Source organism: Yoonia sp. 208BN28-4 (assembly GCF_037543925.1).
Lineage (GTDB): Bacteria > Pseudomonadota > Alphaproteobacteria > Rhodobacterales > Rhodobacteraceae > Yoonia.
Genome location: NZ_JBBIFY010000004.1, coordinates 312,654 through 333,962, shown reverse-complemented (window position 1 = coordinate 333,962; position 21,309 = coordinate 312,654). Strand labels below are relative to the sequence as shown.

The 21,309-nt window shown below is 58.6% G+C and carries 25 protein-coding genes; 5 read left to right on the top strand and 20 right to left on the bottom strand.

The genetic code is table 11. The features are described from left to right. Positions 1–110: 110 nt before the first annotated feature. Positions 111–986: a 3-hydroxybutyryl-CoA dehydrogenase gene (locus tag V8J84_RS15360; protein WP_339932753.1), complete on the top strand. Its 876-nt coding sequence runs from the start codon at positions 111–113 to the stop codon at positions 984–986. Between the two features lie 106 nt (positions 987–1,092). Here the strand turns inward: V8J84_RS15360 and V8J84_RS15355 are convergent, their stop codons facing one another. From V8J84_RS15355 to V8J84_RS15325, 7 genes are read right to left on the bottom strand one after another with little or no spacing between them, the layout of a single operon-like run. Continuing rightward, positions 1,093–1,968 (bottom strand): lysophospholipid acyltransferase family protein, encoded by an 876-nt coding sequence (locus V8J84_RS15355; protein ID WP_339932751.1) that lies wholly within the window; start codon positions 1,966–1,968, stop codon positions 1,093–1,095. 41 nt (positions 1,969–2,009) lie between these two features. Further along, the gene (locus V8J84_RS15350; RefSeq protein ID WP_339932749.1) at positions 2,010–2,279 is read right to left on the bottom strand and encodes an HPr family phosphocarrier protein; all 270 of its coding nucleotides are present in this window, start codon (positions 2,277–2,279) and stop codon (positions 2,010–2,012) included. A 3-nt stretch (positions 2,280–2,282) separates the two neighbouring features. Next, positions 2,283–2,675, bottom strand: coding sequence for a PTS sugar transporter subunit IIA (locus V8J84_RS15345; RefSeq protein WP_339932747.1), 393 nt, complete (start codon positions 2,673–2,675; stop codon positions 2,283–2,285). Continuing rightward, positions 2,672–3,598, bottom strand: coding sequence for an RNase adapter RapZ (gene rapZ, locus V8J84_RS15340; protein WP_339932745.1), 927 nt, complete (start codon positions 3,596–3,598; stop codon positions 2,672–2,674). Before rapZ ends, V8J84_RS15345 begins: the two co-directional genes overlap by 4 nt. Continuing rightward, positions 3,595–4,029 (bottom strand): HPr kinase/phosphorylase, encoded by a 435-nt coding sequence (locus V8J84_RS15335; RefSeq protein ID WP_339932743.1) that lies wholly within the window; start codon positions 4,027–4,029, stop codon positions 3,595–3,597. Before V8J84_RS15335 ends, rapZ begins: the two co-directional genes overlap by 4 nt. 5 nt (positions 4,030–4,034) lie before the next feature. Then, positions 4,035–5,771, bottom strand: coding sequence for a sensor histidine kinase (locus V8J84_RS15330; RefSeq protein ID WP_339932741.1), 1,737 nt, complete (start codon positions 5,769–5,771; stop codon positions 4,035–4,037). A 26-nt stretch (positions 5,772–5,797) separates the two neighbouring features. Continuing rightward, positions 5,798–6,499 (bottom strand): response regulator transcription factor, encoded by a 702-nt coding sequence (locus V8J84_RS15325; RefSeq protein WP_339932739.1) that lies wholly within the window; start codon positions 6,497–6,499, stop codon positions 5,798–5,800. A gap of 304 nt (positions 6,500–6,803) precedes the next feature. On the opposite strand from V8J84_RS15325, the gene V8J84_RS15320 reads away from it, so the two are divergent. From V8J84_RS15320 to V8J84_RS15310, 3 genes are all read left to right on the top strand, one after another. Then, positions 6,804–8,402 (top strand): phosphoenolpyruvate carboxykinase, encoded by a 1,599-nt coding sequence (locus V8J84_RS15320; RefSeq protein ID WP_339932737.1) that lies wholly within the window; start codon positions 6,804–6,806, stop codon positions 8,400–8,402. A 57-nt stretch (positions 8,403–8,459) separates the two neighbouring features. Next, complete coding sequence (locus tag V8J84_RS15315; protein ID WP_339932735.1) at positions 8,460–9,005, top strand: DUF3859 domain-containing protein; 546 nt, start codon at positions 8,460–8,462, stop codon at positions 9,003–9,005. 118 nt (positions 9,006–9,123) lie between these two features. Further along, a complete protein-coding gene (locus V8J84_RS15310) occupies positions 9,124–10,812 on the top strand; it encodes an acyl-CoA dehydrogenase family protein (protein WP_339932733.1) in 1,689 nt (562 codons plus the stop codon). An 82-nt stretch (positions 10,813–10,894) separates the two neighbouring features. On the opposite strand, the gene V8J84_RS15305 is transcribed toward V8J84_RS15310, so the two are convergent. Then, entirely contained in the window at positions 10,895–11,506 is a 612-nt protein-coding gene (locus V8J84_RS15305) for a hypothetical protein (protein WP_339932731.1), read from the bottom strand. Positions 11,507–11,623: 117 nt separating this feature from the next. Here V8J84_RS15305 and V8J84_RS15300 point away from each other — a divergent pair, with 117 nt between their 5' ends. Next, a complete protein-coding gene (locus V8J84_RS15300) occupies positions 11,624–12,007 on the top strand; it encodes an META domain-containing protein (protein WP_339932729.1) in 384 nt (127 codons plus the stop codon). Here the strand turns inward: V8J84_RS15300 and recO are convergent. The 12 genes from recO to V8J84_RS15240 form a co-directional block, all read right to left on the bottom strand. After that, on the bottom strand, positions 12,004–12,726 hold the full coding sequence (gene recO, locus V8J84_RS15295) for a DNA repair protein RecO (protein ID WP_339932727.1): 723 nt from the start codon (positions 12,724–12,726) through the stop codon (positions 12,004–12,006). The two genes, V8J84_RS15300 and recO, sit on opposite strands and share 4 nt — an antisense overlap. Positions 12,727–12,994: 268 nt before the next feature. Continuing rightward, on the bottom strand, positions 12,995–13,321 hold the full coding sequence (locus V8J84_RS15290; protein WP_339932725.1) for a DUF1491 family protein: 327 nt from the start codon (positions 13,319–13,321) through the stop codon (positions 12,995–12,997). Positions 13,322–13,327: 6 nt separating this feature from the next. Further along, positions 13,328–14,245, bottom strand: coding sequence for a GTPase Era (era, locus tag V8J84_RS15285; RefSeq protein ID WP_339932723.1), 918 nt, complete (start codon positions 14,243–14,245; stop codon positions 13,328–13,330). Continuing rightward, positions 14,242–14,922 carry a ribonuclease III gene (rnc, locus tag V8J84_RS15280; RefSeq protein WP_339932720.1) on the bottom strand — a complete coding sequence of 227 codons (681 nt, stop codon included), beginning with the start codon at positions 14,920–14,922 and terminating at the stop codon, positions 14,242–14,244. The genes era and rnc overlap by 4 nt, the downstream gene beginning before the upstream one ends. Then, positions 14,919–15,755 carry a signal peptidase I gene (gene lepB / locus V8J84_RS15275; protein ID WP_339932718.1) on the bottom strand — a complete coding sequence of 279 codons (837 nt, stop codon included), beginning with the start codon at positions 15,753–15,755 and terminating at the stop codon, positions 14,919–14,921. Before lepB ends, rnc begins: the two co-directional genes overlap by 4 nt. Before the next feature lie 88 nt (positions 15,756–15,843). Next, positions 15,844–16,248, bottom strand: coding sequence for a holo-ACP synthase (gene acpS / locus V8J84_RS15270; protein ID WP_339932716.1), 405 nt, complete (start codon positions 16,246–16,248; stop codon positions 15,844–15,846). Continuing rightward, positions 16,245–16,703 (bottom strand): hypothetical protein, encoded by a 459-nt coding sequence (locus tag V8J84_RS15265; protein WP_339932714.1) that lies wholly within the window; start codon positions 16,701–16,703, stop codon positions 16,245–16,247. Before V8J84_RS15265 ends, acpS begins: the two co-directional genes overlap by 4 nt. A 27-nt stretch (positions 16,704–16,730) precedes the next feature. Continuing rightward, positions 16,731–17,042 carry a Dabb family protein gene (locus tag V8J84_RS15260; protein ID WP_339932712.1) on the bottom strand — a complete coding sequence of 104 codons (312 nt, stop codon included), beginning with the start codon at positions 17,040–17,042 and terminating at the stop codon, positions 16,731–16,733. Next, positions 17,039–17,662 carry a LysE family translocator gene (locus V8J84_RS15255; RefSeq protein WP_339932710.1) on the bottom strand — a complete coding sequence of 208 codons (624 nt, stop codon included), beginning with the start codon at positions 17,660–17,662 and terminating at the stop codon, positions 17,039–17,041. Before V8J84_RS15255 ends, V8J84_RS15260 begins: the two co-directional genes overlap by 4 nt. Next, positions 17,659–18,402 carry a pyridoxine 5'-phosphate synthase gene (locus V8J84_RS15250; RefSeq protein ID WP_339932708.1) on the bottom strand — a complete coding sequence of 248 codons (744 nt, stop codon included), beginning with the start codon at positions 18,400–18,402 and terminating at the stop codon, positions 17,659–17,661. Before V8J84_RS15250 ends, V8J84_RS15255 begins: the two co-directional genes overlap by 4 nt. Positions 18,403–18,441: 39 nt before the next feature. Then, positions 18,442–19,113, bottom strand: a complete 672-nt coding sequence (locus tag V8J84_RS15245) for a DUF2062 domain-containing protein (protein WP_339932706.1) — start codon at positions 19,111–19,113, stop codon at positions 18,442–18,444. A 37-nt stretch (positions 19,114–19,150) separates the two neighbouring features. Then, positions 19,151–21,283 carry a RelA/SpoT family protein gene (locus tag V8J84_RS15240; RefSeq protein ID WP_339932704.1) on the bottom strand — a complete coding sequence of 711 codons (2,133 nt, stop codon included), beginning with the start codon at positions 21,281–21,283 and terminating at the stop codon, positions 19,151–19,153. Positions 21,284–21,309: the final 26 nt, after the last annotated feature.

Below are 21,309 nucleotides of genomic sequence, written 5' to 3'. Positions count from 1 at the left end.
GGAAAATGCTTTGCAAAATGCTAATATGAAAAATGCTACATATTGATCCGGGTGGTTGAAGCTGGCCCCATGGCAGGCATAAGGTGCGCATCATCACAAGAGGGACGATCATGAGCATTCAGCAGGTTGGAATTGTCGGTGCAGGCCAAATGGGGAATGGCATTGCCCATGTGTTCGCGCTTGCCGGATTTGACGTGAAAATGACCGACATCAGCGCCGACGCGCTAACCGCCGCCGTTGCCCTGATTGATCGCAACATGACCCGTCAGGCCGATAAGGGGCTGATTTCCCAAGACGATAAGTCGGACGCGATGAAGCGGATCACGACCACGCAAACACTGATCGAACTGGGACCAAGCGACCTGATCATCGAGGCCGCGACCGAGCGTGAAACCATCAAGACCGCCATTTTCGAAGACCTTGTCCCGCATTTGACGCCAGATACGATCCTGACGTCCAACACCTCTTCCATTTCGATCACACGGCTTGCGGCGCGCACGGATCGTCCGGAAAAATTCATGGGCTTCCACTTCATGAACCCCGTGCCGATCATGCAACTGGTTGAACTTATCCGCGGCATCGCAACCGACGAGGCGACGTTCAAGGCATGTCACGGCGTTGTCGACAAGCTTGGCAAAACCGCCTCTACTTCCGAAGATTTTCCCGCCTTCATCGTCAACCGTATCCTGATGCCGATGATCAACGAGGCGATCTATACACTTTACGAAGGTGTGGGTTCGGTCAAATCCATTGATACGTCGCTGAAGCTGGGCGCCAACCACCCGATGGGCCCGCTTGAACTGGCCGACTTCATTGGTCTGGACACGTGCCTGGCGATCATGAATGTCCTGCACGACGGATTGGCCGACACCAAATACCGCCCCTGCCCACTGCTCACAAAATATGTAGAGGCAGGCTGGCTCGGACGCAAATCGAAGCGTGGTTTTTATGACTATCGCGGCGACACACCAGTGCCCACGCGCTAGCCACTTGCGCGCCGCCGTATCGTATCATTTTGCCTGAAATACTCAAATTGCAGGGGCGGCGCAGCCGCCCCTGCCCCTGGCGACGTGCAACGCACGGCGCAAAACCTCAGTCTCGGCGTAGCGACAAAGTCAAATCCCGCAGCCACCCCATAAAAGATCGCGCATTGGAAATACGCGCATCAATCTCGGCGGGGTCAATCGGATCTCCGACGACAGGTGCAATGGGTCTGTTCTTGGCCCGCACAACCTCGTGCACCAATAGCCCCTGGCGCAACGTGGGGGACAACCTGTTGGCAATCTGGTAGCTGCGTGAATTCCGCCCCTCGAACTTGAGCGGGACAACAACGGCGCCAGAGGTGCGGATCAGCTTGGCGGTAAAGACATTCCATTCGGCCTCTTCCACAGGGCCGAACATCGTTGACGATGTGGCCACAACGCCGGAGGGGAAAAGTGCGACAACCCCACCCTGCTTCAGGTAGGCCATTGCCTGCCTGCGCATCTCCACCATTTTGGTCTGCGCGTCAGGATCGTGGGGAAACGGCACCGGGATCAGAAACTGCGTTGCTTCCTCGTCAAAGTTGGTCAGCACCGAGCGGGTCAAAATCCGGTAATCGGGCCGCACCTTGCCAATGATATTCGCCAGCGCGATCCCGTCGACCAGCCCGTGCGGATGGTTTGCAACGACGATGACCGGCCCCGTTTTCGGAATTTTCGCAAGCTCGCTGTCGGGTGTGGCAAGATCAATGCCCATAACCTTAAACACGCGGTTATAAAACTCCTGCCCGTGGGCAGGCCCCATCGCCTCGAATTCCTTGACCCAGCGCCCGACGGTCACCTTACCGGTCATCATTTCCATCGTGTGGATCACGCCACGCTTGATAGGGTCGGCAAAGGTATTGGCATAGCTTAACGCACGACGGTCATAGCGGCCTTGAGGGATGGGCGCATGCTGTTGGGCTTTATCTGGCCTTGATTTGCGCATCGTGTCCGACAAGAGGGGTCCTTCCAAACGGTCCCTGCAATTCAGTCGCCTTCACCAAATTTATCAGCGACCAGTGCGGCGATCGCCTGTGACAAATTATCTGCGTCAGGTCCGGCCGTCTCAACCTCAATAAAGGTTCCGATGGTGGCTGCCAACATCAAAAGCCCCATGATGCTATCGCCATCCGCCTCCATCCCGTCCTTGCGGACAACAGCGCGGGCGTCATGATCCTCGACCACCTCTGCAAGTTTGGCAGAGGCGCGGGCGTGCAGTCCTTTGATATTTTCGATGCGCAGGCGCTGGATGGGCATTGTTCAGGGTGTTCCGACAGAATGGCTGTTGATGTATTTATGCGCGGCTGCCAGCGATGCCTCAACGGCCTCGGGCACGGCGCGGTGGCGGGACTTGGCCAGCTTGATCAGCATGGGCAGGTTCGCCCCGTAGAGGATACGGCGATTGCCGGGGTTACAGGCGCGTAAAGACAGGTTTGACGGTGACCCGCCGAACATGTCGGTCACGATCACCACACCGTCGCCGGTATCCACCGTGTCGGCCGCATCGCAAATCTCGGCCTGTTTGGCGCTGCGGTCGTCTTCTGGCGCGATGGCAACGGTGCGCACACCCGATTGGGCGCCCACGACATGTTCCATCGCGGCACGGTATTCCTCGGCCAACCGTCCGTGCGCGACAATCACGATCCCGATCAAGCAGATAACCCTTTCCCACCTTCAGGCGCGTGTTTCGCGCGCCGCTCTAGTTCACGGTGACGTTTAGACACGTGCCACCCATCCTGCGCAAGCGATAACGCCACCCGTTCCGCAACGGCCACTGACCTGTGTTGCCCGCCGGTGCAGCCGAACCCGATGGCCAGATGCGATTTCCCTTCGCGCTTGTACGCAGGCAAGAGCAGATCACCCATGCTGGTCATATTGGCGAGAAATCCGTCGAAAAGCGGATCGGCTGCGACGTAGGCATCCACCTCCCGATCGCGCCCGTCTTTACTTCGCAACGCAGCGTCCCAATGTGGATTGCGCAAGAACCGGCAGTCCACAACAATATCCAGCCCGCGCGGGAGGCCGCGTTTGTAGGAAAAGGAATGGATGGAAATGCCAAGCATCCGCCCCTTCTGCGGCGCGAACCATCTGTCGATGTCTTCTCGCAGATCGTGGGGCGACATCTCGCTGGTATCGATCAACACATCCGCGCGCGCCCGCACAGGTGCCAGCAAGTCGCGTTCGTTTGTAATGCCTGCCAATGCGGGACCCGCTGCCGCCAAAGGGTGCCTGCGCCGCGTTTGCGAATATCGACGTACCAGTTCATCTTCGTTGGCATCAACGTAAAGAACCTGCGTCGCAAAGTGCGGATCATCCATCGCGGCCTCAATCAGCGCGATCAGGCCCGCCACACTGAAATCGCGATTACGCACATCAAGCCCGATCGCCATCGGCCCGGTTGGCGCGGCCCCGTCAAGGAGCCGCGGCATCAGCGACAGGGGCATATTGTCGATCACTTCGAACCCGAGATCTTCCAGCGCGTTGATCGCCGTTGAACGGCCCGCACCTGACGGTCCTGTCACCAGCACCAGCTGGGCAGGGTCGCCTTGGGTCTGGGTTGCGTCTAAATCGGTCATCTGTCGCTTAATCCTGCGCGCAAAAATTGTATCATCGCTGCTGCAAGATGTGGCGACTGTGGCTTGTGAAACAAGGGGATTGTGACACCTAGGACCGTTATGTCGCGGGCAGGAGGAAGCCGGACCGGCTCGGATGTGTCCAGATCAATCTGCGCTATCACAGGCGTCGGGCCGCATGTGTCGGCCGATAAGATGCCAATGCCGCGCGCCTCGATCAGACCGGAAATTGTGGCCGGACATTCGGCAATAAGCTGTTTTCCAACAGCTTTCAGCATCACGCGATCGTCTGCCACCAGGGTCGCGCCGCGCGACATCATTTCAAGCGCCAAGCCGCTTTTACCGGACCCGGATGCGCCCGTGATAAGCAGAGCGGCCCCGTCCACGGCCACTGAGCTCGCGTGCACAATCAGGTGATCGGGCGCAGTAGCCACACAGATTAGACGGGCAAGCCCACGACGAAACGTGCGCCCAGTGGGTCAGAGGTGACATCAGCTTCGGTCGGGCGAATGTTTTCCGCCCAGATCACGCCGCCATGTGCCTCGACAATCTGTTTGGAGATCGCAAGACCAAGGCCGGAGTTGTTGCCAAACTGCCCCTCGGGACGCTCGGAATAGAACCGCTGGAAGACCTTTGCCAACGCCTCGTTCGGGATGCCGGGGCCGGTGTCTTCAACGACGACAAGTACGCGATTTTCGCGCTTGCGGGCCCAAACGCGGATTGCGTCGCCATCTTCACAGAACGAAATTGCATTGGTGATCAGATTGACAAAGACCTGCGCCAAACGCCCCTCAAGACCCTGCACCATCATCTGCCCCTCTGGCAGATCGGTGATGTAGTCCACGCCCTTGTCGTCTGCTTCTTTGCCAAGGAATTCGTTCAGATTGCCCAGCATCTTCATCAGGTCAAAGGATTCTTCTTCCTCTTTGACCAGTTCACTATCAAGTCGCGAGGCGTTTGAAATATCCGAAACAAGGCGATCAAGGCGGCGCACGTCGTGTTCGATGACCTCAAGCAGCTTTTCGCGCTGGTCGTCCCGCTTGGCGACCCGCATCGTCCCCACGGCAGAGCGAAGTGATGCCAGCGGGTTCTTGATCTCGTGCGCCACATCGGCGGCGAATTGTTCGTTACCTTCGATCCGTTCGTACAGCGCCTGCACCATGCCGCGCAGGGCACCGGACAATCGCCCGATCTCGTCAGGGCGGGCTGTCAGATCAGGGATGCGGACCTTTGTTGGCGACATTTTACGCGCGTTCTTGTCACGCCCCAGTTCGGCGGCGGCGGCCAGATCGGCAAGCGGATTTGCAATCGTCGAGGCAAGCACAAGGCTCAGGCCGATGCTGATCGCCATGCCCACCAAAAACAGGCGCAACACCTGTTCCCGCTCTTGCGCAACAAGGCGGTCAAGCTCACCCGCGGCATTGGCAAGAGCTACGACGCCTACCGCCGTATCGCCTTGGAAAACAGGGCTTGCCACAACAAAAGTTGTTACACCGCCAACGGTTTTGGAGTGGACATGTGTACCGCGGTCAACTGCATCCGCGATGCTGATCTTGGCAAATTCAGCCGTATCCAAAGGTTCCGCAGGGGTCGAGCGCATTTTTGGTGCGACCAGATCGGCCACGCTGTTCCACGTGCCTTGCAACAGATCGGTGATGTAAGTGCTGCCAGCAGTCCGGTCGAGCCCGTCGATCATACCATCATCAGGCGCGCCTTCGGCCGAGCCGACCAGTTCGCTTTGGGTATCATAGACGAACACCTGCACGCCGCCGCGCAGGTCCAGCTCATCCAGCGTCATTTGCACGTCAATTCCGTCACCGGTGACCAGATTGACGGGTGACGTGACCGGCATCTTCGCCTCAAGCACGTCGGCGACAAGTTCGGCCTCGTTCACAAGGCCAGAGGCCCGCTGAAATGCAAGATTGTCGCGTGACGGATTCAGATAAAGAACACCCGCAATCAATAACATCAACGCAATCAGGTTGAACGTGATGATCTTGCGGGCAATGGGCGAATGGCGCAGCGCAAGCATGCCGCGCCGTTCGCGCCGTGTTTCGATTTCTTCACCGATGCCGGTTGGTGCAACCCAATCATCGCCCAGCACAAGATCCGGCTGCCGTGCGGCGGCCCGCACGGATTCCAGATCACGCACATCGATTTTTGGGGCAACCGTCATCAGTGACTCACTTTTTGCTGCTGCCGTTATTCTTCGTTGTAACGGTAGCCGATGCCATAAAGCGTCTCAATCGCGTTAAACTCATCATCCGTATTGCGCATTTTCTTGCGCAAACGCTTGATGTGGCTGTCGATTGTGCGGTCGTCGACATAGACCTGATCGTCATAGGCCACGTCCATCAGCTGATCGCGCGATTTCACAAAACCGGGGCGTTGGGCCAGCGCCTGCAACAGCAGAAATTCGGTTACGGTCAGGGATACGTCCTGCCCTTTCCATGTCACTGCGTGGCGCAGCGGGTCCATGGAAAGCTGGCCACGGACCATCACCTTGTTTTCTTCGCTATCATCCAGCACGTCACCGCTAATCGCATCCTGACGACGCAGAAGCGCGCGAATACGTTCCACCAGCAGACGCTGCGAGAACGGCTTTTTCACATAATCGTCAGCACCCATGCGCAGACCCAGCACTTCGTCAATCTCGTCGTCCTTGGACGTCAGAAAGATCACGGGCATGGATGTCTTCTGGCGCAGGCGCTGCAACAGGTCCATGCCATCCATGCGGGGCATCTTGATGTCCAGCACAGCCAGTTCCGGCATTTTCTTGTTGAAAGCGTCCAGCGCGGACTGACCATCGTTATACGTTTCGACCTCGAAACCTTCGGCTTCAAGCGTCATGGACACGGACGTCAGGATGTTCCTGTCGTCGTCCACCAATGCGATTTTCGACATGGGAGTTTTACCCTTACTGCTCTGATTGTTGTTCTTGCCTGCTTTTTTCCAACTTTTCACCGGATTGCAGGCACGAATCAATCCTAAATTGCGAATCACCCCGAGGGCCGTGCCTTATTTGCCGCTAAATTGGGTAAGGAATGACTAAAATGTCTCACCTTACGGCAAGACACCGCCTTGATAGCGCTAACAGCAAAATGGTTGCGCTAACGGTAGCGCAAAGGGGGTCGCCGCCTTTTAAATCATGGTGTTAGGTGAGGATATCCGCGCCGCTGTGGCGCGATTGATTTGCAGGAGAGCACTCATGGACCATGGTCAGGTCAACCCAACGATGAAACTTGAAGATCAAGGCATCACGGGGCTTGGCTATGTTTATTATAACCGTTCTGAAGCTGAATTGCAGGATGCCGCCGTGGCCGCGGGCGAAGGTGTCACGGGCAAAGGCGGCACGTTTTTGGTCACGACAGGCAAGCACACGGGCCGGTCACCTAAGGATAAATTCGTCGTCCGCACCCCGTCAGTCGAAGATACGATCTGGTGGGAAAACAATCCGCCGATGGAGCCTACGGCCTTTGATACGCTTTACGCCGATATGCTGGAGCATATGAAGGGTGGCAGCTATGACGTGCAGGATTTGTTCGGCGGCGCTGACCCGGCGCATCGCCTTGATGTGCGCGTCATTACCGAGCTGAGCTGGCACGGGTTGTTCATTCGCCACCTGCTGCGTCGCCCCGACGCGTCAGAGCTGGACAGCTTCACCCCCGATTTTACCATTATCAACTGCCCGTCTTTCAAGGCTAATCCGGACAAGCACGGCTGCCGCAGCGATACGGTGATTGCGCTGAATTTTGATAAAAAGCTAATCCTGATTGGCGGCACGGAATACGCGGGCGAGAACAAGAAATCCGTCTTCTCTTTGCTGAATTACCTGCTGCCCGAAAAAGGCATCATGCCGATGCACTGCTCGGCCAACCACGCGCCGGGCAATCCTGTCGATACGGCCGTGTTCTTTGGCCTGTCCGGCACCGGCAAAACAACACTGTCGGCTGATCCGTCCCGCACGCTGATCGGCGACGACGAACATGGCTGGTCGGATCGCGGCACCTTCAACTTTGAAGGGGGCTGCTACGCCAAGACCATCGGACTGGACCCAAAAGCAGAGCCAGAAATCTACGCGACGTGCTCCATGCCGCACACGGTGATCGAGAATATGGTCTTTGATCCCGACACAATGGAGCTGGATTTCGAAGACGACAGCCTGACCGCAAACATGCGTTGCGCCTACCCGTTGAACTACATCTCGAACGCATCCGACACCGCGCTTGGGGGGCACCCCAAGAACATCATCATGCTGACTTGCGACGCGTTTGGCGTTCTGCCTCCGATCAGCCGCTTGACGCCAGCGCAAGCGATGTATCACTTCCTGTCGGGCTTCACGTCCAAGGTGGCGGGGACAGAGCGTGGCGTGACAGAGCCTGAGCCCACATTCTCCACCTGTTTCGGCGCGCCCTTCATGCCGCGCCGCCCTGAAGTTTACGGCAAGCTGTTGCAGGAAAAGATCGCCACGCATGGCGCAACCTGTTGGTTGGTGAACACCGGCTGGACAGGCGGCGCTTACGGCACCGGATCGCGGATGCCGATCAAGGCCACGCGCGCACTGCTTTCCGCAGCCCTTGATGGCACGCTGGTCGAGAACGTCTTCCGCAAGGACGAGAACTTTGGCTTTGAAGTGCCAACCACTTGCGAGGGTGTCGACGCAAAACTGCTGAACCCGCGCGATACATGGGGCGACAAAGCCGCCTATGACGCGCAAGCCGACAAGCTCGTGGCGATGTTCAGCGACAATTTTGCCAAATACGTGCCGTTCATCGACGACGATGTAAAAGCTGCGGCGATCGGCTAATCACTTGACAAGGGCGGGGGCTACACCCCGCCTTTGTTTTTGGGTAAAGTCGCCATCATGAAGCATATTGCACTTCTCGTGGCCTTGGCCCTGCCCTTTGCGGCGAACGCACAAACAGGCCCGCAGCCCGACAAAATCAGCCCTGCCATGGCATCGGTCGAAACCGGTGTCATTTGCGCGCCACCCGCCACCGGTGAAGTTGAAGCGCCAGGCACCGTGGCTGGCACCACCCATCTGATCGCGGACGAGCCACCTTTCGTTTCAACCGCGCGCCGCGTGCCTGCGGTTCTGGGCATTGGCTTTGGCATCAAATCACAAAGCATCGACAGTGGCGGGATTTCTGATGTCGTCATGCGTATCACGCACCCGCCAATGGGTGATGCGGGCGTGACAGCACAGACGTTTACCAGCTCTATCAGTGGCATTGATCCGTCGCTGACGTTCTACCAGTTTGATTTTGACTACGAGCTTTTGCCCGGCATCTGGCAGATGGAAGCATCCAGCAACGGCACCGTTTTGTATCGCACAACATTCGAGGTTGTGACCCCCGATCAGATACCGGAACTGGCCTCAATCTGTGGCTTTGAAGAGCTGTTGTCGTAGTCCGAGCGAGCCAAACCCCAAATCACGTGCGACATTTTAGTTCTTTTTCGCCAAATCAAGCGAACGATTGTTGCGCTGCGACTGCAAAGGGTTTATCTCTGCACCTGCAAAGTAAAGGATGCGCCCGATGGATGGACAAGACATGACAATCAGCCCGTCACCGTTGCTGATCAATTTGCTGGACCTTACGGCGGATAGTTTGCCTGCTGTTGATGACGTTCTGTCGCGTGCGAAGTCATCAGTCCGTGACATGGTGGTGCAGGACGGACGCGTATCGGGCGCTTTGATCGAAGACCATCAGACAGCTGCTCATGGCCTTGCGTGGCTGGCGACATATGCGCAAGCGCTACACCAGATGCACAATTGGGCCACAGCCCTGAAGGCCGACAGCAAATTCGGTGAGGTGGAACAGCTGCTGTTGCAGATCACATTCGGAGAATACCTCTGGCAAATCTACGGCGGCATCCAGATGAACCAGGGCGAGATGGTGCGCGGTCAGGATATGGGGCTGAGCCAGGATGATCTGCGCGCTCTGATGATCCCGGCGGTGGCCACCCTGTGCGAGCAGGGCAACACCCAAGCCGCCCGCCTGCGATTGGTTGATCTGATGCAGGAACAGTCCGCCAATATCACCGTTGGTGCATCAGGACTGGATGAAGAGCTTGAGATGATCCGCGAGCAATTTCGCCGCTACACCATCGAAAACGTCGAACCCTATGCCCACGATTGGCATCTGAAAGACGAACTGATCCCGATGGAAGTGATCACCGAACTGGCCGAGATGGGCGTATTCGGCCTGACGATCCCCGAAGAATATGGCGGCTTTGGCCTGTCGAAGTCCTCCATGTGTGTGGTGTCCGAGGAATTGTCGCGCGGGTATATCGGTGTCGGCTCACTTGGCACCCGTTCCGAGATTGCGGCCGAGCTGATCCTGTGCGGCGGCACGGAGGAGCAAAAGCAAAAATGGCTGCCCCAGCTTGCCAGCGCTGAAACGCTGCCGACAGCGGTCTTCACCGAACCCAACACCGGATCAGACCTTGGTGCATTGCGCACCCGCGCCGTCAAAGACGGCGAAGACTGGTCCATTACAGGTAATAAAACATGGATCACCCACGCGACCCGCACGCAGGTGATGACAGTGTTGGCCCGCACCGATCCCGAAAGCACCGACTATAGGGGCCTGTCGATGTTCCTTGCCGAAAAGACACCCGGCACCGAAGAAGTCCCCTTCCCCACCGACGGCATGACCGGTGGCGAGATCGAGGTGCTGGGCTATCGCGGCATGAAAGAATACGAACTGGCCTTTGACGACTTCAAGGTGAAGGGCGAAAACCTGCTGGGTGGCGAAACCGGCAAGGGCTTCAAGCAGTTGATGCAAACTTTTGAGAGCGCCCGCATCCAGACCGCCGCCCGCGCCGTTGGCGTTGCACAGTCCGCGCTGGATGTCGGTATGCAATACGCGCAGGACCGCAAGCAATTTGGCAAACCGCTCATCGCCTTCCCACGCGTGGCCAGCAAATTGGCGATGATGGCGGTTGAAATCATGGTTGCCCGCCAGCTCACGTATTTCAGCGCTGCCGAGAAAGATCAGGACCGCCGCTGCGATGTTGAGGCTGGCATGGCGAAACTACTGGGCGCACGTGTGGCCTGGGCCTGCGCCGACAACGCGCTGCAAATCCACGGCGGCAACGGCTTTGCGCTGGAATATAAGGTCAGCCGCATCCTGTGCGACGCGCGCATCCTGAATATTTTCGAAGGCGCTGCCGAAATTCAGGCGCAGGTGATTGCCCGCCGCATCCTTGGTTAAGTTGGTCGCGCCGCACGTCGCAGACCAATGAAAAAGCCGCCCCGCAGCACTGCCCGGGGCGGCTTTCTTTTGTACTTAGTGTTTAGCGCAGAGGCAGCTCATCATCGCTGTGCATGACGGTCACCACCTCGCAGGGGAAGCCGGCCAGTGGAGTCTCGTCGCCGCTGACGCGCCATTCTTCGCAACTATCCATGGCGATCTGCACCGCCTCTTCCACGTCGCGCCCGTTCAGCGAACTGCCCCACGCGCCGTCACCGCTTGACGCAATCGCGGCAAACCCCTGTTCGTTCAGGCCATAAACCTCGATCACGCCTTCCGAAATTGCGGGGCTGATCGGCGGATAGTTGTCGGGGGAAACACCTTTGGGCAGCAATCGCGCCACAATCCGGCACTGGCCATCATAGTCGGACACGTCCGAACAAAACCGCAAAGCTGACGCCTCTGCTGCGGCAACTGAATTAGCCTCGTTGGCATAGCCATAGGCCGTGCTCGGGTGCAGCGCGAAGGCACCAAAATATGTGGCGTCACGCAGATTGTCAGTCACGGTCTGACGCATCGCCGGATCAAGCGTGATGCTTCGGTCAAAGACAAGCGTGGATGACTGCGGCAGGTTCAGCACATCTTCCAGCGGATAGCCCTGCGCGGATGCGGACAGGCCCAAAGCACACAAACCGGCTGTCAAAACAGATCGCATATCAAACTCCTTTTCGTAAAATCATCGTCACTAGGACAAGCCTTTCGCGCCGCGCTGTCAAGCCAGCACATCCCGACTTGCATTGCAGCGCAGGGTGATGGCGCGGTAGGATGGGGTATGCTGCGTGTCTTTCCGATTATCATCATGCTGTCCACCTGTGGCCCTGACGAAACGCTGACTGGCTATGGCCAGACGGATGACGTTTACGTTTTGCAAACCATGAACGATACGCCTGTTGCGCAACGCATCACCCTGTCGCTGTCCGATCCCGGTCGGATCAGCGGGGACGCGCCCTGCTACAGCTATACCGCGCGTCAGACGGCCCCCTACCCGTGGTTTGACGTCAGTCCGATCGCGGCAATGCGCATGGCCTGCCCCGACCTTGCGCTAGAAGTAGACTTTTTCGCCGGCTTGCAGTCCATGATGTTTGCCGAGGCTTTGGGCGATACGCTCATCCTCACGAACGAGGACGGCGATAGCATGGTGTTTCAGGTGCCCTAACGGCTGATCGCTTCGATAAAGCGGGACCGCGCGACAGGCATTGGCTTGTCGCCCAAGCCGCGCAACAGCCGATGTTCGATGAAATACCCAGTGGTGCCAAGTGCCGTGATAATCTCTGCGTTGGCCGCGTCGCCCTTGCCCGCCAGCACCGGCGGCAACGCCAACATCCTGTCCGCCCACTCCCCTGCCCCTTGGCGGCTGACGGCACGCCCAGATTTTGGCGAAACATAGATCAATTCTTCATTCACGCCGCGCACCGCACAGGCGGACAGATCAAGACCGTAACCCAGCTCCTCCAGCAGCACCTGTTCCCACCGCAGATAGGCCAACGGCCAGATGTCTGATTGGCCAAGCAAATCCAACAGCGCCACGGTGCGCCGGTAGATAACGGTATGCGCCTCGCGTTCGGGCAGTACCATCACCGCAAGCGCGCAAACGGCGTTTAGACCAGCCAGCGACAGCCTGTCTCCCATCGCCACTGCCGAGCGGCTGCGCAGGGGTTCAACGGTGAAAGACCCCAGATGCTGGTCCAGCCGCGCGGCCCATGTGACGCGCAATTGCGCCCCCGGCTGTAAGATCGGCGCGATCTTGCGGCTGCGCCCCCCCCGCACAATCCCCGCATGGCGACCGTGTTCTTCCGAAAACACCTCGATAATGACGCCGTTTTCGCCAAACGGGCGCGTTGAAAGAAGCGCTGCATCATCAGTCCACGTGATCATATGGCGACTATCGCCGCGTCAGTGCGAGGGTTGCAAGAGCGGCAAACGCCGCACCGCCTCCGGCGGGAGTATTTGGGGCAAAATGATACAGGTCGCACCACTTTGCCCCGTCACGCTGCGGAAGACCCGCTGCATCACTTTGCACGGCCATCGGCTCTCCAGCCTGTACCGCATAACAAGGGTGGGCGATTAACCTTAACAGCGCGTGAACAAATTGCGACAGGTGTATCATTTTGCCAAAAATACTCAAAATTCCGCAGTCTGATGCTTACGCCAAGCCCGGATCATCAAGCAGGTGGCGGCCCTGCTTGTCTTCGACCTCGATCACCCAAAGATCGGGGTCAAACCCGCGCTGGCGGCTGAGTGACGCATCCACATCGACCTCATCACCCTGCGCTAACACCGCCCAAGTTCGTGTATCCGCCATAAGATCAAACTGACGCTGGTAACACGCAGCCTGCCCATCAAGGGTATTGAGTTTCACCAGAACAGCGCCCGCGGTCTTGTCACCTTTCACGACAACAAACGCCGGAATATCCAGAAGACGCAGGCGTGTCAGATAGGCCGCAACCCAGACATCAGTCGTTAGGCGCATGAGGCGCTACCCGTCATTACCGTCTTTGTAATCAAGTCCCATCTCGGAATAACGCTCGCGCTCTTCCAGCCAGTTGGGACGAACCTTGACCTGCACAAACAGATGCACGCGGCGGCCCAGAAATTCTTCAAGCTCCAGCCTTGCAGCTGTATTCACAGCCTTCGCCGTCTCGCCCTTTTTGCCCAGCACGATCCCTTTGTGACCGTCGCGGGCCACGTAGATCAGTTGGTCAATGCGCACAGAGCCATCCTTGCGCTCTTCCCAGTTTTCGGTTTCCACCGTCAATTCGTAAGGAAGTTCCTGATGCAACCGCAGTGTCAGTTTTTCGCGCGTAATTTCGGCGGCGATATTGCGCATCGGTGTGTCGGCGATCTGGTCCTCGGGATAAAGCCACGGACCTTCGGGCATCTGGTCAGCCAGCCATGACCGGAGCGCGTCGCACCCGTGGCCACGCTCTGCCGAAATCATGAACGTCTCCGCAAACGGATAGGCGTCGTTCATGTCGGCGGTCAGCGCCAGAAGCGCCTCTGTCTTGACCTTGTCGATCTTGTTGATCGCCAGCGCGACCTTAGCTTTGCCGGTTTTTTCTTGCAGCGCCGCAAGGATCGCTTTCACGCCTTCCGACATGCCGCGATGCGCCTCGATCATCAGGACGACCACATCGCTGTCGCCAGCCCCGCCCCATGCAGCCGCGACCATCGCACGATCCAGCCTGCGGCGCGGTTTGAACAGACCCGGCGTATCCACGAAAACCAGTTGGGTTTGTCCTTCGATTGCGATGCCACGGATGCGTGCGCGGGTGGTTTGCACCTTGTGGGTGACGATGCTGACCTTGGCGCCGACCATACGGTTCAGCAGCGTGGATTTGCCCGCGTTGGGTTCACCGATCAGGGCCACAAAACCGGCTTTTGTCGTCTCGCTCATGTGCTGACCTTTTTCAGGAGTGCTGTGGCAGCGGCCTGTTCGGCCTGCCGTTTCGATCCGGCTGTTGCCGTTTCCGAGGGACCTGACGTGAGGCGCGCCTCGATTGTGAATTGCGGCTGGTGGTCGGGGCCTGACCGGCCCACCTCGACGTAAGCAGGGGGCGGCTCGCCACGGCCCTGCGCCCATTCCTGCAACGCCGTTTTGGCATCGCGGGCATCATCTTTGACGTCAGTGATCCGCTTACCCCAGAGGCGCAGAACGATGTCTTGCGCGGCTGAAAATCCGGCATCCAAAAAGACCGCGGCAATCACGGCTTCCATCGCATCGGCCAAAAGAGCCTCTTTGCGGCGACCGCCTGATTTCATTTCGGAGCGGCCCAGTTTCAGCACCGCACCAATGTCGATCTCGCGGGCGACAGCCGCGCAGGTTTCGCGCCGGACAAGGGCGTTGTAGCGCGGGGCAAGCAGGCCTTCGGCGGCGGACGTATCAGCCTTAAGAAGCGCATCTGCCATCACAAGACCCAAGACGCGGTCGCCCAGAAATTCAAGCCGCTGGTTATCATCGCGGTGGACCGTGACCATGGACGAATGTGTGACCGCGCGCACAATCAGTTCGGGCCGGGCAAAGCTGTGCCCAAGACGTTGGCAGAAGGCAGACAGATCAGCCGACAGTTTCATTCAAGCGCCTTAAAGAAGCGGTCGCTGCGCCATGTCCAGAAGGCCAGCATCGACCGGCCAGCACTGGAAAAGATCACGCGATCCGCGCGACCCACAAGATCTTCGCGCGGGACAAAGCCGACACCGCGCGCGGTCTGCGCCACGCGGCTGTCCGTGGAATTGTCGCGGTTATCGCCCATGAAGAAGAATTCGTCCTCGGGCACGGTGAACACGCCTGTGTTGTCAGACTGCTGCGTGCCGATGTTCAGGATAGCGTGGCGCGTGCCGTTTGGCAGCGTTTCATACTGACGCGATTTGATACAATCAGCACCCTGCCCCACAGCACCGTTTTCGCAGCGCGGCAACAGACCCTGTGGGCCCTGATATTCCATCGTTTCAACAAACTGGCCGCCGTCCTCAAGCTTGACCGCTTCATCGTTGATGTAAAGCACGCCGCCTTTCATCTGGATGCGATCACCGGGCAGGCCGATCAGGCGTTTGATAAAATCGCGACCTGTGACGGGGTGACGGAACACGACGATATCGCCACGCTCGGGATCAGAGCCGAAAAGCCTTTCTTCGGAGCCCTCAAAGACGCCACAGAAATCGTCTGCGCCGATATCAATGCCAATGGCCGGAATACGGATCGATGGGCAGGATGCATAGGAATAGCCGTAGGCCATCTTGTTGACGAAGAGGAAATCACCAATGAGCAGAGTGTCCTTCATCGACCCCGACGGAATCCAGAAGGGCTGAAAAAAAAGCGTGCGGAAAACGCCTGCAATCAGCAGCGCATAAACAACGGTTTTCACCGTTTCCGCAATCCCGGCCAGAACGCCTGTGCTCTCGCTCATCGTATCATCCCTTTTTGGTTCATGGCTACATGAGGCCGGGGGCAAAGCCTGTCAAGCGGGCAGCAAGGTCACAAAGCGGTGCAGCGCCCTATTCCTGCACGGGGCGGGCCTCGATCACGACAAAGGCCTGCGCCCAAGGGTGATCGTCAGTCAGCGTGACATGGATGGTTGCCACGTGGCCGGGCGGTGTCATCTGGTCCAGACGGTCCCGCGCCCAGCCTGTGACCTCCATAACCGGTTGGCCGGTGCGCAGATTGCTGACGGCCATATCCTTCCACGCGATCCCCATAGCAAGGCCGGTGCCCAGCGCCTTGGAGCACGCTTCTTTCGCGGCCCAGCGTTTGGCGTAGGTGCCTGCAATATCCTTGCGACGTTCGGCCTTGGCCTGTTCGATGTCGGTAAACACGCGGTTCTTGAACCGATCACCAAAGCGGTCAAGCGTGCCTTGGATACGGTCGATATTAGCCAGATCAGTGCCGATACCGAGGATCATTCCAGCGGGGCCTGCAAAGCGGCCGTAATCTCGCCCGTGGACTGGTTGAGCGTCAGGGCAAGGCCGACGGTGGGCGCATTGCTGGTGGCGGGATCATAGACAGCCACGTTCATATCAAAAAGCAAACCGCGTGCGGGATCGTAGCCAGCACTCAAGCTGGGCCAGAACACACCCGCAAAGCCGGTGTTTTCGGTCAGGCTAACGACCTTGCACTGGCGGATGCCCAATTCGTCATAGGGCGGCGACAGGATCAGGATATGCGCGGCCCCGACGGCGGGTTCGACGGTATCAAGATAGGCCAGCCGGACAGCACCGTTGGCAAAAAGGGCCGTATGCTCTTCCCACGGTTCGACAACGGCATGGGTGCTGGCCCGCCAGTCGCAATCTGAAACCGTCTGGGCCTGAGCGGCAAAGGGGCTGGCGATAAGGGCTGCGGCGGCAAGTATCATTTTCATATTAAAAGACCTTTCTTTGAATGGCCGTCAGACTGGCATTGCCGCGACCGCAAGATCAACCACCATAATCCCGTCCGCTTTGCACAAGGCAACCAGCCGCTTGCCCAGCGCCTGATGCGTGGGATCAGCTGCATACAGTGAAAGAGCATCTTCGTTATCAAATGTGCAGACAAAGCCATAAGGGTATGCGGGCGACCTGCCTTCAAAATCACGATTGGGGCCGTGTTCGAATGCGGTAAAGCCCGGCAGGTCCAGCAGGCTTAGCTCTGTCAACACTGCCAGCAGTTCGACCGGATCATAGCCATCGGCAAGGTTCAGCATGACGATATGGCGGATCATGTCAGACGCGCCGTCAAGATTTTCAGCCCCGCCAATCCGAAAAGCAGCGCAAACGTAGCCTCGAACCAGCGACGAAGGCGTTGGTAGCCGCGCACAAAACCACCTAGCGAAAACAGCAGCCCGTAGCCCCAGAACACCGTGCAGGACACGGCCAGCAACGACAGATAGGTGGTGCCGATGTCCCACGCGCCCGATCCCGGCGGCACGGCAATGGCAAAGATCGCCCCCCAGCCGAAGATTGCCTTGGGGTTGGTCAGGTGGATCAGTAGCCCTTTGCGGAACAATCCACCCAGCGCGCCCGCCTTCGCGCCAACTTGTGTGAGCGGTTTGTCCGTTATCGCGGATTTCATCGCCTTGTAGGCCAAATACAGCAGGTAGGCCGCACCGACATAGCGCAGCACCTCAACCAGCCAGACATTGGCAACCATGATCGCCGACATGCCAAGCGCCGCAGCCAGCCCCCATGAGGCAGAGCCCACGATGATCCCGCTGGCCACGGCCAGTCCCGCCATCCGGCCACGATCCATCGCCGTGCCCGCAATCGCGAGTGTCGCAGGCCCCGGTGATCCGCCGCCAATAGCCCATGCCACCAGTAATAAAGGAAACTCCCAGCCGGTCATGTCCGCGCCGCGTCCATCGCGGCACGCATCTGGCGCAGCGCCTCTTCCAGCCCTACAAAAATCGCCTCGCCGATGATGAAATGCCCGATGTTCAACTCAACCGCCTGCGGGATCGCGGCGATGGGGCCGACACTTTCAAACGTCAGGCCGTGACCATAGTGGATTTCCAGCCCTGCCTCGTGCCCGTAAGCGCCCATGGCGACCAGACGCGCGAGTTCGGCGTCAGCCTCGTCCATGCGCCCTTCGGCAAATGCATCGCAGTATGTGCCGGTATGCAATTCGATGATATCCGCGCCGATCTTGGCAGCGGCATCAACCTGACGCTGCTCTGGCCCGATAAACAGCGACACCCGTGTGCCCGCATCCTTGAACGGCTTGATGTAGGCCGCCAGTCGGTTATCGTCGCCTGCAACCTCAAGCCCGCCTTCGGTGGTGCGCTCCTCGCGCTTTTCGGGCACCAGACAGACCGCGTGCGGCTGTGTCGCCAGCGCAATGGCCTGCATTTCATCCGTGGCGGCCATCTCGAAGTTCAGCGGGATATCAATGGCGGCCTTGATGGCGGCCATGTCTTCATCCCTGATATGGCGGCGGTCCTCGCGCAAATGGGCGGTGATGCCGTCAGCCCCCGCCTTTTGCGCCAACAAAGCTGCGCGCACCGGATCAGGGTTATCGCCGCCACGGGCATTTCGCACGGTTGCGACGTGATCGATATTCACGCCAAGGCGCAGGGGGCTGTTCATAACGCGGGTCCTTTATCAGTCACCGTCAACCTAGCCCGCCTATTGGCCAGCGTCATCCATATCGTTGGATTTTTTGCCCAGTTGCGCCAGCTTGGCCTGCAACGCCTTGCGCCGCCGCTTTTGATAAGCCGCGATCAGTGGCACCGAGATGTAGTAGCAGATCGTCGAGACAACGACGCCGGAAATCGCGCCGCCAATCAGGTAGGGGTAAAACACCTGTTCGTAAAACAGGCCCAACCCGTGCCAGTCGGCCTGCGCTGGCGTGAAGAGCGCCTTCATATTATGCCACAGATCGCCAAAGGCACTTGAGAACTGACAGCCCAAGCCGCACATGCCGGTTTCCGGCGTGCCCGTCAGAACGGTGCGGTCAAACGGATGCCCCAACAGGCTGTGGCCTGTAGACAACGCCGCCACGCCAATGGGCACATAGGTCAGCGGATTGCCAAAGAACGTCGCCATCAGGGCCGCAAGGATATTGCCGCGCATCAGCTTGGCGATCAGCGCGGCCACGATAAAGTGAAAGCCGTAGAACGGTGAAAACGCAGCAAAGACACCCGCCCAGATGCCGCGCGCGATCTTTTCGGGCGTATCGGGCAAACGACGGACGCGGTGTTTGACGTATTGCGCCGCCCTGCCCCAGCCCCCGCGCGGGTAGACAAAATCGGCCACGACCTGCCAGATCGGGCGTCTATCCCTGCGCTTAAAGACCAATCGTTACGTTCCTTTGCCTGCTCGGCTTGGTTTTGGGTTACCCGAGGCTGACGCTGGCCAGACCCGGATCGCGATGCCGCGAAATTTCCGACACATTGCTATCCGCGTCCAGCGCGGTTCTTACCCGATGTAGGTGCTCTGCATCACGTAAATCAATATCCATCATAAGACGGTAATAATCTGGCTTTCGTTCGATAAAATTGAGGTCCGATATATTCGCGTCCTGCTCACCGATCAGCGTGCAGATGCGGCCCAGAACACCGGCATCGTTTGTGATGGTCACATCAAGCGTGACGGTGTTGGTCGCGGTGTGGGTGCCTTCCTGCCAGTGCAAGTCAATCCAGCGTTCGGGCTGATCCTCGTAATCGGCCAGCGCATCGCAGTCGATTGTGTGCACCACAACACCCTTGCCCTTGAACGTCAGGCCGATAATCCGCTCTCCCGGCACAGGCTGGCAGCACCTTGCCCGCTTGTAACTTTGGTCATCGCCAAGACCGACGACGGCACGGTTCGCGTCAATCTCATCGCCGGGCATTTCTGCCAGATCGGGATAGATCGCGACAACCACATCGCGTGCGGTAATCTCGGCACTGCCAAGCTGCGCCAGCATCTCATCAACGCTTTCCATCGCCAGCGTCTTGGCTGCGATTGACAGCGCCTTGTCCGTGGCTTTTTTGCCTGCGTTCTCAAATCCGACACGCGCCAGTTCGCGCCCCAGACGGATAAATCGTCCGCGATCTTCCTGCTTGAGGGATCGCCGGATTGCGGTTTTTGCGCGCCCCGTGACAGCGATGTCGATCCACGTGGCCTGCGGTTTTTGCCCTTCGGCGGTGATCACCTCGACCGACTGGCCGTTCTTCAGTCGCGTCCAAAGCGGCACGCGCAAGCCGTCCACTTTGGCCCCCACAATGGCCGACCCGACCCGCGTGTGCACAGCATAGGCAAAATCAATCGGCGTGGCCCCGCGTGGCAGCTTGATCACGTCGCCCTTGGGCGTGAAGCAGAACACCTGGTCCTGATACATCTCAAGCTTCACCGCCTCGAGAAACTCGTGGTGGTCCTGATCGTCGTCCAGACGTTCCGTCAGCTTTGAAATCCACTCTACCGGATCAACGGCAAACTGGTTCTCCACACGTTCACCATTGCGGTAAGACCAATGCGCAGCCACGCCGGTTTCGGCAACCTCGTGCATCTCGCGCGTGCGGATCTGCACTTCGACCCGTTTGCCGTCACGGCCAGAGACGGTGGTGTGGATAGACCGGTAGCCGTTCGACTTGGGCTGGCTGATATAGTCCTTGAACCGCCCCGGCACGGCCCGCCAACGCTGGTGGATCGCCCCCAGCACGCGGTAACAATCGGCTTCTGTCGCGGTGATGATACGGAACCCGTAGATGTCGGACAGACGGCTGAAAGATTGCTCTTTCTCCTCCATCTTCCGCCAGATCGAATAGGGCTTTTTGGCGCGGCCAGCGACCTCGGCCACGATGCCTGCTTTTTCCAGTTCGACCCGCATGTCAGCAGTGATCTTTTGCACCACATCGCCAGTTTCACGCTGAAGCGTGATGAACCGCCTGATGATGGAATTGCGCGCCTCGGGATTGAGCACGCGGAACGCCAGATCCTCAAGCTCTTCGCGCATCCATTGCATACCCATCCGGCCAGCCAGCGGGGCGAAAATCTCCATCGTCTCGCGGGCTTTCTGGGCCTGTTTGTCGGGGCGCATGGATTTGATCGTGCGCATATTGTGCAAGCGGTCGGCCAGCTTGACCAGCGTCACCCGCAAATCGCGGCTCGTCGCCATGAAGAGCTTGCGAAAGTTTTCCGCCTGCTTGGATTGCGCGCTGGTCAGTTGCAGGTTGGTCAGCTTGGTCACGCCGTCCACAAGCTCTGCAATCTCGCGGCTGAACTTGGCCTCAACGTCCGCGAACGAGGCTTTGGTGTCCTCGATGGTGTCGTGCAAAAGCGCCGTCACAAGCGTGGCATCATCCATCTGTTGCTCTGCCAGAATGGCAGTGACGGCAACGGGATGGGTGAAATAAGGCTCACCCGAATGGCGGAACTGCCCATCGTGCATGTCCTCGCCATAGGCGTAGGCATCACGCAGCAGTTTTTCATTTGTGCGGGGGTTGTAGGCGCGGACCAGTGTGATCAGATCGTCTGCTGTCGTCATCTGGCCCGTGCCTCGATTGTGGCCCG

Bases quoted from the DNA above. Each gene is read 5' to 3' on its own strand.
- V8J84_RS15360 (WP_339932753.1), top strand. From the start codon at position 111: ATGAGCATTCAGCAGGTTGGAATTGTCGGTGCAGGCCAAATGGGGAAT.
- V8J84_RS15355 (WP_339932751.1), bottom strand. From the start codon at position 1,968: ATGCGCAAATCAAGGCCAGATAAAGCCCAACAGCATGCGCCCATCCCT.
- V8J84_RS15350 (WP_339932749.1), bottom strand. From the start codon at position 2,279: ATGCCCATCCAGCGCCTGCGCATCGAAAATATCAAAGGACTGCACGCC.
- rapZ (WP_339932745.1), bottom strand. From the start codon at position 3,598: ATGACCGATTTAGACGCAACCCAGACCCAAGGCGACCCTGCCCAGCTG.
- V8J84_RS15330 (WP_339932741.1), bottom strand. From the start codon at position 5,771: ATGACGGTTGCCCCAAAAATCGATGTGCGTGATCTGGAATCCGTGCGG.
- V8J84_RS15325 (WP_339932739.1), bottom strand. From the start codon at position 6,499: ATGTCGAAAATCGCATTGGTGGACGACGACAGGAACATCCTGACGTCC.
- V8J84_RS15320 (WP_339932737.1), top strand. From the start codon at position 6,804: ATGGACCATGGTCAGGTCAACCCAACGATGAAACTTGAAGATCAAGGC.
- V8J84_RS15315 (WP_339932735.1), top strand. From the start codon at position 8,460: ATGAAGCATATTGCACTTCTCGTGGCCTTGGCCCTGCCCTTTGCGGCG.
- V8J84_RS15310 (WP_339932733.1), top strand. From the start codon at position 9,124: ATGCGCCCGATGGATGGACAAGACATGACAATCAGCCCGTCACCGTTG.
- V8J84_RS15305 (WP_339932731.1), bottom strand. From the start codon at position 11,506: ATGCGATCTGTTTTGACAGCCGGTTTGTGTGCTTTGGGCCTGTCCGCA.
- V8J84_RS15300 (WP_339932729.1), top strand. From the start codon at position 11,624: ATGCTGCGTGTCTTTCCGATTATCATCATGCTGTCCACCTGTGGCCCT.
- recO (WP_339932727.1), bottom strand. From the start codon at position 12,726: ATGATCACGTGGACTGATGATGCAGCGCTTCTTTCAACGCGCCCGTTT.
- V8J84_RS15290 (WP_339932725.1), bottom strand. From the start codon at position 13,321: ATGCGCCTAACGACTGATGTCTGGGTTGCGGCCTATCTGACACGCCTG.
- era (WP_339932723.1), bottom strand. From the start codon at position 14,245: ATGAGCGAGACGACAAAAGCCGGTTTTGTGGCCCTGATCGGTGAACCC.
- rnc (WP_339932720.1), bottom strand. From the start codon at position 14,922: ATGAAACTGTCGGCTGATCTGTCTGCCTTCTGCCAACGTCTTGGGCAC.
- lepB (WP_339932718.1), bottom strand. From the start codon at position 15,755: ATGAGCGAGAGCACAGGCGTTCTGGCCGGGATTGCGGAAACGGTGAAA.
- acpS (WP_339932716.1), bottom strand. From the start codon at position 16,248: ATGATCCTCGGTATCGGCACTGATCTGGCTAATATCGACCGTATCCAA.
- V8J84_RS15265 (WP_339932714.1), bottom strand. From the start codon at position 16,703: ATGAAAATGATACTTGCCGCCGCAGCCCTTATCGCCAGCCCCTTTGCC.
- V8J84_RS15260 (WP_339932712.1), bottom strand. From the start codon at position 17,042: ATGATCCGCCATATCGTCATGCTGAACCTTGCCGATGGCTATGATCCG.
- V8J84_RS15255 (WP_339932710.1), bottom strand. From the start codon at position 17,662: ATGACCGGCTGGGAGTTTCCTTTATTACTGGTGGCATGGGCTATTGGC.
- V8J84_RS15250 (WP_339932708.1), bottom strand. From the start codon at position 18,402: ATGAACAGCCCCCTGCGCCTTGGCGTGAATATCGATCACGTCGCAACC.
- V8J84_RS15240 (WP_339932704.1), bottom strand. From the start codon at position 21,283: ATGACGACAGCAGACGATCTGATCACACTGGTCCGCGCCTACAACCCC.